The 10,097-nt window shown below is 71.2% G+C and carries 10 protein-coding genes; 7 read left to right on the top strand and 3 right to left on the bottom strand.

Annotation, left to right across the window (positions count from 1 at the left end; translation table 11 throughout):
* Positions 1-334 (top strand): hypothetical protein (locus tag D6689_08385; GenBank protein ID RMH42384.1); only part of this gene is annotated, 334 nt, incomplete at its 5' end.
* Positions 335-344: 10 nt separating this feature from the next.
* On the opposite strand, the gene D6689_08380 is transcribed toward D6689_08385, so the two are convergent.
* Entirely contained in the window at positions 345-713 is a 369-nt protein-coding gene (locus tag D6689_08380) for a hypothetical protein (protein RMH42383.1), read from the bottom strand.
* Here D6689_08380 and D6689_08375 point away from each other — a divergent pair.
* The 4 genes from D6689_08375 (at position 712) to D6689_08360 (ending at position 4,787) form a co-directional block, all read left to right on the top strand.
* The gene (locus D6689_08375; protein RMH42382.1) at positions 712-1,773 is read left to right on the top strand and encodes a Glu/Leu/Phe/Val dehydrogenase; all 1,062 of its coding nucleotides are present in this window, start codon (positions 712-714) and stop codon (positions 1,771-1,773) included. The two genes, D6689_08380 and D6689_08375, sit on opposite strands and share 2 nt — an antisense overlap.
* Before the next feature lie 28 nt (positions 1,774-1,801).
* A complete protein-coding gene (locus D6689_08370) occupies positions 1,802-2,968 on the top strand; it encodes an RtcB family protein (protein RMH42381.1) in 1,167 nt (388 codons plus the stop codon).
* 53 nt (positions 2,969-3,021) lie between these two features.
* The gene (locus tag D6689_08365) at positions 3,022-3,546 is read left to right on the top strand and encodes a hypothetical protein (protein RMH42380.1); all 525 of its coding nucleotides are present in this window, start codon (positions 3,022-3,024) and stop codon (positions 3,544-3,546) included.
* Between the two features lie 89 nt (positions 3,547-3,635).
* On the top strand, positions 3,636-4,787 hold the full coding sequence (locus D6689_08360) for a hypothetical protein (protein ID RMH42379.1): 1,152 nt from the start codon (positions 3,636-3,638) through the stop codon (positions 4,785-4,787).
* Between the two features lie 47 nt (positions 4,788-4,834).
* Here the strand turns inward: D6689_08360 and D6689_08355 are convergent, their stop codons facing one another.
* Together D6689_08355 and D6689_08350 are read right to left on the bottom strand one after the other, a co-directional pair.
* Positions 4,835-6,256, bottom strand: a complete 1,422-nt coding sequence (locus tag D6689_08355) for an SDR family NAD(P)-dependent oxidoreductase (protein ID RMH42378.1) — start codon at positions 6,254-6,256, stop codon at positions 4,835-4,837.
* On the bottom strand, positions 5,878-6,957 hold the full coding sequence (locus D6689_08350; protein ID RMH42377.1) for an SRPBCC domain-containing protein: 1,080 nt from the start codon (positions 6,955-6,957) through the stop codon (positions 5,878-5,880). The genes D6689_08355 and D6689_08350 overlap by 379 nt, the downstream gene beginning before the upstream one ends.
* 448 nt (positions 6,958-7,405) lie before the next feature.
* On the opposite strand from D6689_08350, the gene D6689_08345 reads away from it, so the two are divergent.
* Both D6689_08345 and D6689_08340 read left to right on the top strand, forming a co-directional pair.
* Positions 7,406-8,113: a hypothetical protein gene (locus D6689_08345; GenBank protein ID RMH42376.1), complete on the top strand. Its 708-nt coding sequence runs from the start codon at positions 7,406-7,408 to the stop codon at positions 8,111-8,113.
* Positions 8,114-8,116: 3 nt separating this feature from the next.
* Positions 8,117-10,097: hypothetical protein (locus D6689_08340; GenBank protein ID RMH42375.1), on the top strand; the 1,981-nt coding region annotated here is incomplete at its 3' end.

Raw genomic sequence — 10,097 nt, 5'->3', positions numbered from 1 at the left:
GGACGCCGACGGCACGTGCGCGGCAAGGCCGGACGAAGGCGAGCCGTGCGAGTTCGACTCCGACTGTCAAGAGGGTCTGCGTTGCGATTACGATATCGACACATCCGAGTCGCTGTGCACGCCCCGGTCGCGGCAGCGCGAGTCGTGCAGTTCCGGCTCGGATTGCGTGGCCGGCCTGTATTGCGCAGCCGGCGCAGACGGGATGACGTGCGCAGCACAGAATGCCGACGGGGCCGAGTGCATGGACGACACCGAGTGCGACCACGACCGCGTGGGAGCCGACTCGACCACCGGAACGCCGGGCGTGTGCGGCCTGGCATGTGACGGTGTGTGACGGCCGCCGCCTACTGCAGAATCTCGTAGTCGATCGTTTCAGCGACGACGTAGAAGCGGCCGCCGTAGCTCCCGTAGACGACAACGATGCGTTCCGCGTCACCCAACTCGTCTTTGGGCGGCGCCGACGTGTGCCAGAAGTCGTCGGGGACGGAGGCGCGCGTGTGGATTTCGACGTCGGCGACCGTCACCGCGGGCGGCAGACACACGTGACCGACTCCGCCGAACACGAGTCGGCCGATCTCTCCGCCGACGTCCTTGTCGACGCGGACGACGAGTTCGTTCGCTTCCAGGCTCCACGCCTGCACGGTCCACTCCGAGTCCGCCACGTCGCGCCGTAGGCGCGCGAGTTCGTCTGCGGTCGAATCGCGCGTGACCATGCCCGCATTTTGCCCCACGGTCGACCGCGCGTGCAGGCGGGCGTCCGCGATAGGCTTGGGCTCGATGCCCCCGGAACGCATTGTCGAACTCGACGAACCCTCGTGCGGGCTGCGCGGGTGGATCGTCGTCGACGACACGACCCTCGGCCCGGCTGCCGGCGGCGTGCGTACGCGCGCCTACCCGTCGGCGGCCGCGGCGCGCGCCGACGCGGAGCGGCTCGCGCGCGCGATGACGATCAAGTGCGCGATCGCGGGGCTCGATGCGGGCGGCGGCAAGGCGGTGATCGAACCCGTGCGGGGGCCGGCGCGGGCGGCGGCGTTCGAGGCGCTCGGCCGCGCGGTCGAGGCGCTCGGCGGCTCCTTCTATACCGCGGGAGACTACGGGACGACCGCCGACGATTTGCGCGCGATGGCGCGCGCCACCCGGTACGTGCGAACCGACGCCGGCGCGCTCGCCGGCGCGGTCGCGCGCGGCGTCGTACGCTGTATCGGCGCGTGCGCGGCGCACCGCGGCGCGTCGTTGGCCGGGTTGCGCGTCGCCGTGCAGGGGTGTGGCGCGATCGGCGCGGCGGTCGCCGGCGCGCTCGCGGCGGAAGGGGCGCGGGTGGTCGTCGCGGACGTCGATGACGCGCGCGCGCGCGCCGTCGCCGACGCCACCGGCGCGCGCGTGACGACGCCGGCGCGGATTCTGCTCGAGGATGTGGACGTGGTTGCGCCGTGCGCGATCGGCGGCGCGATTGACGCCGACTGCGCCGCACGGCTGCGGGCGTGGGCCGTGTGCGGCGCGGCCAACAACGTGTTGGCCGATCGCGCGGTGGCCTGCGCGCTGGCGGCCCGCGGCGTACTGCATGTCCCCGACGCGATCGCGTCGGCCGGCGCGGTGATCGAGGGCGTCGGCGAGGCCCTCATGGGGTTGGCCGATCGGCGGCCGCTCATCGACCGCCTCGGCGCGATCGCCCGCGACGTGCTCGCGGAGGCCGATGCGACCGGACGCCTGCCGGTCGACATCGTGGAGCGGCGCGCACGCGCGCGGCTCGGCGCAGCGCGCGGTGCGGGTTGATCGGCGGCGGTGTTACCCTGAGCGGGCGATGCCGATCGAGACCATCCAGCGCAAGCGCCTGCCCATCGTCTTGTGGACCCGCAGTCGCGAGGTGGAGGCGCAGGCGTTGCGGCAGCTGCACAACATCGCGTCGCTGCCGTGGGTGTTTCATCACGTCGCGGTGATGCCGGACGTGCACTTCGGCAAGGGCGCGACCGTCGGTTCGGTGATCGCGATGAAGGACGCCGTGGCGCCCGCCGCGGTCGGGGTCGATATCGGCTGCGGCATGGCCGCGGTCCAGACCAACCTCACCGGCGACGACCTTCCCGACAATTTGCGCTCGCTGCGCGCCGACATCGAACGGGCAATCCCGGTCGGCTTTGCGTCGCACGACGAGCCGCTGCCGATCGCGCGCCGACTCGATCTGTGGAAGGAGTTCGATCAGCTCGACCCGCGGGTGCACAAGCTGCGCAGCCGCGCGCTGGCGCAGGTGGGCACGCTCGGCGGCGGCAACCATTTCATCGAAGTGTGCCTCGACACCGAAAAGCGGGTGTGGATCCTGCTGCACTCCGGATCGCGCAATATCGGCAAGCAGCTGGCCGACATCCACATCGCGATCGCGAAACGGCTCGCGCACAACCGCGACCTGCCCGACCCCGACCTAGCGGTGTTCCTCGCCGGCACGAAGGAGATGGCCGCGTACCGCCGCGATCTGTTCTGGGCCCAGCGCTATGCTCGCGCCAACCGCGACGCCATGATCGCGCAACTCATGGACGTGTTCAGGCGCCGGTTTCCCCGCGTCGCATTTGGCGACGTGATCTCGTGCCACCACAACTACGTCGCGGAGGAGACGCACTTCGGCGAGAAGGTTCTCGTCACCCGGAAGGGCGCGATCCGCGCCGGCGCCGGCGAACTCGGTATCATTCCCGGGTCGATGGGCGCGCGGTCGTTCATCGTCCGCGGGCTCGGCAACCCGGAGTCGTTTTGCAGCGCGTCGCACGGCGCCGGACGGCGAATGAGCCGGCGGGAGGCCAAGCGCCGATTCTCCGCGCGCGACGTGGCCGAGCAGACGCGCGGCGTCGAGTGTCGCAAGGACGCCGGCGTGGTGGACGAAATCCCGGCGGCATACAAGGACATCGAGCAGGTCATCGCCGACCAACGGGATCTCGTCGAAGTCGTCGCGGAGCTGCGCCAGGTGCTGTGCGTCAAAGGGTAACGTCGAACTTGCGGCGGACGCGGCGCGGTCATACCCTCGCGGCGGAGTTCGGCGTGAAGACCTTGCAACAGCTCGAAGCCATGTGGTCCGCGGCGCCCGCCGCGCCGCGCGATCGCGGCACCGTCGAGTTGATCTGCGTGCGCGTCGACCGGGGCGTTCACCGCGCGCCGGACGCGGTGGAGGTGACGGCTGACGACGGCGTGGTCGGCGACCGCTGGTCACTGGCGGGCGACCCCGCTCGCAACTATCAGATCACGCTCATCAACGCTGCCGTGGCGCGATTCGTCGCGCACGCCGGCGCGCCCGCGATCGACGTCGGCGACAACTTTCACGTGAACTTCGATCTCAGCGCCGAGGCACTGCCGCCTGGCGCGAGGCTGCGGCTCGGCGGCGCCGTCGTCGAGGTGACGCCGGAGCCGCACACCGGGTGCAGCACGTTCCGTTCCCGGTTCGGCGTGGACGCCCTCGCGTGGGTCAACGGCAAGCCGCGCCGGCACTTGCGGTTGCGCGGGGTCAACGTGCGGGTGATCGACCCGGGGCGCGTGTGCATCGGTGACGTCGTCGAGCGGGTGTGCTGACGACCGGAGTCCCTGGTGCGGGGCGATCGCTCCGGGCGTGGACAGAACCTGTGATCTCTGCAGAGGGGCAGGCGTGGTATAGGTCGGGCATGCGAACGACCTGGCTCGCGGTCCTCGGCGGCGTGGCAATGGCGTGCGGTCCATCGTCGTCCAGTGGAGGCGCGGATGGCGCGGTGACTCAGGACGAGTGTTCGACGCCCGGACAGACGCGCTGCGTCGGGGCGACGCACCAGACCTGCAACGGCACCAACTGGGTCGTCGACGAGGCGTGCTCCGGCGGCAAGGTGTGCGACGACGGCCTGGGCTGTGTCGACTGCCGCCCGTCCGATGCGCGCGCGTGCAACGGCGACGCCGTCGTCGCGTGTAACGCGGACGGCACTTTCGGCGAGGTCATCGAACAGTGTGAGTTCGAATCGTGCTCCAACGGGTCCTGCGGGGGAGACGACTGCGCGGGCGGCACCGAGCTCATCTATGTCGTCGACGACCAGTACCGTCTGCTCAGTTTCGACCCGGCGGACGGGCGGAACGAGTTTTCGCTCATCGGCAACATCAATTGTCCTGCCGGCGCGCCGTGGCCCGACTGGCAGCCGGGGCCGGCGACACCGTTTTCGATGTCCGTCGATCGATCGGGTCGCGCGTGGGTGTTGTTCACCAGCGGCGAGATTTTTTGGGTGGACATCGACGACGCGTCGTGCGAGGCGTCGGGCTTCGTGAAGGGCCAAAACGGGTTCGAGCTGTTCGGCATGGGCTTCGTGTCGGACGCGCCCGGGTCGAGCGAGGAGACCCTGTACATCGCGGGCGGATCGTCGGCGCAGGGCTCGACCGACTTCCGGCTCGCCAGCGTCGATCCCGACAATCCGGTGGTCCAGCCGATCGGGTCGATTGCGCCCAACGAGACGTTCGGCCCGGAGCTGACCGGCACGGGGGCCGCGGAGTTGTTCGGCTACTTCCCCGGAATCAACTCGACCAAGGTGCAGGCGATCGACAAGACGTCGGCGACGCTCGGCCAGAGCTGGCCGATGAACGGCCTCGGCAACCAGGTGCGCGCGTGGGCGTTCGCCCACTGGGGCGGCAAGTTCTACATCTTTGTGACGACGACCGACTTGCTCGGTACGGACACGAAGTCGCAGGTCCACCTGCTCGATCCGGCGACCGGCACGAGCAGCGTGATCCTCGACGACATCCCGTACGTGATCGTCGGCGCGGGCGTGTCGACCTGCGCTCCCGTCGTCGTCAACTGATCGGCGGGCGCGGCCCGCGCGCGCGGTTGCCTCGCTCGAACGAGCGACTACGCGCTCGCCTGGCCCGTGCGCTTGCGCCGGTGCGTTTCGCCGCGTCTGGCGAACCCGCGCAGGATCTTGAGCCCCAGCTCCGGCCACGGGGCGACCAACTGCGCCAGCGCCGCGCGGCCCCGCGGGATGAACACCTGGAGCCGATAGTCGTCGAGGGTCCCGACGACCTCGTCGGCGACGTCGTCGGGCTTCAGCAGTTTGCCGTTGGAAAACAGCAGCGACGCGTGCTCGTCGTGCTCCACGTTGCGGACCAGGTCCGTCTCGATGGCGTCGGGACAGATCGCCGTGACGCGGATCGGCAGCTGCGCCTGGTCGAGGTCACCTTGCAGCGACAGCGTGTATCCCAACACGGCGTGCTTGGTCGCGGCGTACACGGCGAGCCCGGGCACCGGGCAGATCGACGAGATCGACGCGATGTTGATGATGTGACCGCCGCCGGTCTTCGACATCGCGCGCACCGCCGCTGCCGAGCCGTACATGACCCCCAGCACGTTGACGTCGACCTGGAGCTTGACCTCGTCGGGGGCGTGGCCCCACGCGGTGTTCGCGCGCAGCACGCCCGCGTTGTTGACCCAGACGGTCAGTCGACCGCGCTTGGCTGCCGCCTCCGCGACGGCGTCGTGGGACGCTGGATCGCGGACGTCCTGCGCAAGCGACCAGCAGGGGTCGCCCAAGCGCTCGGCGGCGCGAGCGACTTCGTCGGCCAACACGTCGGTGAGCAGCACGGCATAGCCGCGCTTCGACAGGCGCTCGGCGATCAGGTAGCCGAGGCCGCGGGCAGCGCCAGTGACGACAGCGACGTTCATGGACGACAGCTTCGCGCGGCGGCGCGCGGAGCGCAACGATTGAGTGGGGCTCACCGGCAGAGCGGGTTTGCCGTGCGGGAGGATGGCCCGGACGGCGACCGCGGCCACGCGTCGGACGGCGGCGGTCGCGCCGCATCGCGGCGGTGGTCGGCCGAGCGCGTTCGCGGCGCGGCGGCGTGGTCGACTGGGCGTGTCCCGCCGGGCGCACCCGACGTCAGGAGAGGGGCCGCGAGTCAGGCGTCGCCGGGACCGCCGAATGACGCGACCAGACGGTCGACGGCGTGCGCGAGCTGTCGGGCGACCGGGGCGACGTCCGCTTCGCTGCGCTCCCACGACGCGAACTGGACCCCGACGAGGGCGGCGCGCGGCGCCACCCGGAACGCGCGAAACGCCACCGCGCCGCCGAATTCGTCCCAGCGCACGCAGACATCGCGGTTCGGTACCCGGACGAGCACCGGGCCGGTGAGTCGCCCGCCGCCGTGCAGCGCGACCGAAGCGAGGGTCCCTGCGTCGCCGATCTCGCCCGTCCCGAGCCACGTCGCGAGGCCCTCCGGCGCGGTGTACCGCGCGTGGATGGCGGGCAAGTCGACGGTGGCCAGGCCGAGGATCCATCCGCCGATGCGGCGCCGGCCGGTATGCCGTTCCGCATACAACTTACACAGTTGCAACGACACCTGCCAGCCCGCGGCGGTGCCGTCTCGCACGTCGGGGTCGGTGAGTCCGGCGTGGACGAGGCGCAGCGCGGTGCCGCCCGCCGACGCTCGCAGGTCGACGCGTTGCGTCTGCACGGGTTGCCCCGGCGGCGCGGCCACCAGTTCGAGCCGTTCGGGCGGGTCGGCGCGCCGCACGTCGAACGCCAACTGGGCGGCGAGCGCGTCCCAGTGGTAGACCACGCGGCCGCCCGGCGCGCAGCTCCCCTCCACCCGGTCGGGAAACCAGTTCGTGAGTTCCTCGTTGTCCGTCCAGCACGACCACACGCGCTCGGGCGGCGCGGCGATGAACAGGCGGATGTCGATCGGTGGAAGCACGGTGTCCCGGGTGAGCGCGTCGAGGTGCGCGGACGACAGCCTACCGGCGGACGCCGAATTGCACCACCGGTGCGCGCGGATCGCGACGGCCGTCGCCCGCATCGGTGCCTTGAGCCGTCGACAAACGGTAGCCCGCCGGCGGGTCGGCCCGAGCGGCGCACGTTTGCACGCGGCGGCGCGCGGCACGCGCGGCGGGGCGGCGTGCCGCGCCCGCGCGCCGCTGTCGACGGCGTCCGCCGCGGCGAGCCGGCGGCGTCGCGGGCGTTCGCCGGCGGCGCGGCGCACGTGCCCGCGGACGTCTGCTCGTCGAATCGGCCCGCGGTTCGAGCGACGACGCGGCCGTCCGCCAGCGGGCGCCGCCTCGCGTTCGAGCCAGCGAGTCCTCGGAAACCGATCCCGCGTAGAGCGAAGCGAAGACCTCTTTCCAATAGGGCTTCCCGTGCGCGGAGCCGGCGGCGCACGGGGGGCACGCGCCCGCATTGCCGCGGGCGCGACGTCGGCACGCTGGCCCATGCGCCAGCGCCGTCGGCGCTGCCGGCACGGTTGACGCGCCCACATTCCGAGTAAACGCGCTCACCGAAAACAATGTGCTTGATCTTGGCAATGTCGACCGGCTATTGACGTCGTGCCTTCGGCGCGCGGCGTTTCCGCTCGGCGACGGCGTCCCCACTGCCGGTCGCGGAGCGCGTTTGGGGCTCCGCCGTCGGCGTCCCAACGGCAAGGAGTCCCCCTCATGTTTCGACGGAAGACGATGGTGCGTGCGCTCGCGCTGTGCGGGCCGACGGCGTGGGTGCTCGGTATCGCGGCGGTTCGTTCGCTGTACGCCTATCCCGGCACGGTCTCGGCGACGACCCCCGTGTCGGCTCCGAGCGTGCAGCGTGTGACGGACGTATCGGCCGACAGCTGGTCCGTGTCGACTCAGACGGGCGCGTTCACGTTCTCGTATCCGATTGCGCTGCCCTCTGGACGCCGCGGCGTCGCGCCCTCGCTGGCGCTCGTCTACTCGTCGCAACAGCCCGTTCGCGGCGGCATCGCAGCCGGATGGGCGCTGCCGATCCCCCAGGTGCGGGTCGACACGTCGCAGGGCCGAACCGACGGCGTGCATTACATGACCACGCTGCACGGCGATGCGCGCCTCGTCGAGGTCGACGACCCGCGCGTGCCCGCCGGCGCGACCGCGTACCGCGTGGCCGAAGGCGACTCGACGTTTGCGCGCTACGAGCGCGTGCGCGATGGCGGCGTGACGTATTGGCGCGCGCGCACCACCGACGGACTGACCTACACGTTCGGCGACCGCGACGATGCGCGCGATGCGCCTACCGCTGGCGGCGACGGCCACGAGGCGCGCTGGCAGCTCACGCGCATCGAGGACCGCCACGGCAACCGAGTCGACTATCACTACCAGCGGGTGTGGGGGCGCGCCTACAACGGCGCCGTGTAGACGGTGGTCGACCGCCAACTTCGGCGAATCGACTACACGGCCAACGCCGCGGCCGGCATCGCGCCGCATGCGCGGGTCGAGTTCGTGTACTCGGGGCCGCACGTCTGCGCGGGCAGCGACGTGCCGATCGGCGCGCGGTTCGACTACCGCACTGGGATCCGCCTGTACGAGGGCGCGATGCGGCTCGACCGGATCGACGTCTACGTCGACGGCGGAGACGGCTTCGTCAAGCGGCGCGAAGTGACCCTCGACTACGATGCGGACGCCGCGCGCTGCGATCGCCTCCACGCGCCGCTGCGCATGCTGGCGCAGATCCGCGAGCGCGCATGGTCTCCCGACGGCGTCGACAGCGCGCTGCCGCCGACGCGGTTCACCTACGGCGCGCTGGCGCCGACCGCGCACGCGCCGAACGCACCCCGCCGCCCGCTGCCCGAACTGCTCGGTTGGGGGGCCATGGAGTTTTCTGTCGCGTCGGGGCGGCGTCGCCTCGATCCGAGCAAGTCGGGCGGCCTGCCGACGACGGAGGCGAGGTTGCTCGACGTCGACGGCGACGGCCGGGTGGACGCGCTGCGCGCGAGAGAGGACCTCAGCGCCGAAGAGTGCCGATTCGAGTGGACGCGAAACGGCGGCGGCGGTACGCCGCGACTCGGTGCGCTGCCGATTCTGCCGTGGGCCGACGGCGTCGCCCGCAATGGGTCGAACGTGCGCATCGAGCGGGAAGGGTGCAGTCTCTCGGGTCAGGTGTCGCGCCGTCGCACTGACGGGATCGACGTTCCGTGCGGCCTGGCAGCGAACTACGTCGGCTATCACTTCTTCGATCTCGACGGCGATCACGTCGTCGATCTGCTCACATCTCTCGACTACCAAAAGGGCGCCTACCGGCCGGCGCTCGATCCGCAGGTGGCCCCCTATCCGGCTGCGGCCGAAGCAGCCCCGTGCCTCGACGGCGACGGTAACCGTGTTGCGTGTCTGCTCGACGGCTTTTACTCGGGCGAGTTGGGAGTGACCTACCGAGAGCCGTCGCGCTCCGATCAACCGTCTGATTGCCCCGAAGGGACATGTCCGCCGCCCTTGGGCTACGAGTGCGACTCGAGTTCGACCGACAGCGGCGGCGGTGAGGGCGGTGACGGCGGTGACGGCGGTGACGGCGGAGGCGACGAGAGCCGTCGGTACGGGGACACCGTGCCCGTCAATTGCTGCATGTCGATCTGGTGTGAGGGCAAGTACGACCCCGCTGTGCTACAGATGTACGTTGGCGCGTACTTCGACCCGCCGATTCCGTCGCCGCCGTGGGCGGACCCGGACACCGGATGGCTATGGGATTCGCCGCCCGATCTGCCCGACCAAGAGGACCTCGGCGTGCTGCCGCCCGCCCGGCTCAACCGCGCCTGCAGCCAGGTGCCGGAGATGCACCGCGGGTGGTACGTCGCTCGCGTGCACCGTGGCGACGGCACCGGCCAGTTCTCGTCGGCGGAGGAGTCGGTGCACCTGTTGCCGGCGCCCGTCCAGAGCGACCGGCCGTTCGGCGTGCTGGGCGGGCCGCTCGCGACGGCCGGCGCGTGGCAGGGCTTCATGGACCTCGACGGCGACGGCCTGCTCGACCAGGTGTTCACGCACCCGAAGCACCGTCCGTATTGGCCGGGCGGCCCCGCGTGGCGCGGCGGTTGGTTTCTGTTTCGCGGTGATGGCACGGGAGACTTCGCGACGCGGGACGACGGTCGGCCGTACGTGTGGGCGGTCCCCGATCGGTACGTGCCCTCCGGCCGCGGTTGGGCTCCGCGCGCCCTGGTCCACCTGGCGCGCAGCTATCCGGTCACCAAGGGCCCGCGCGGCCGGCCGCGGGTCGCGCGGCGCCACCGTTTCGATGTCGTCACGACGCTCGACATCAACGGCGACGGCCTGCCGGACTACGTCGACGGGCGCGACGGCGACGTCCGTGTGTTCTACAACACGGGCGCCGGTTTCGAGCGACCTCCGGCCGGTG

The organism is Deltaproteobacteria bacterium (genome assembly GCA_003696105.1).
Taxonomy (GTDB): Bacteria; Myxococcota_A; Polyangia; order Haliangiales; family J016; genus J016.
Note: the sequence above shows the minus strand (reverse complement) of the source record. Positions and strands in the feature narration are given on the sequence as shown.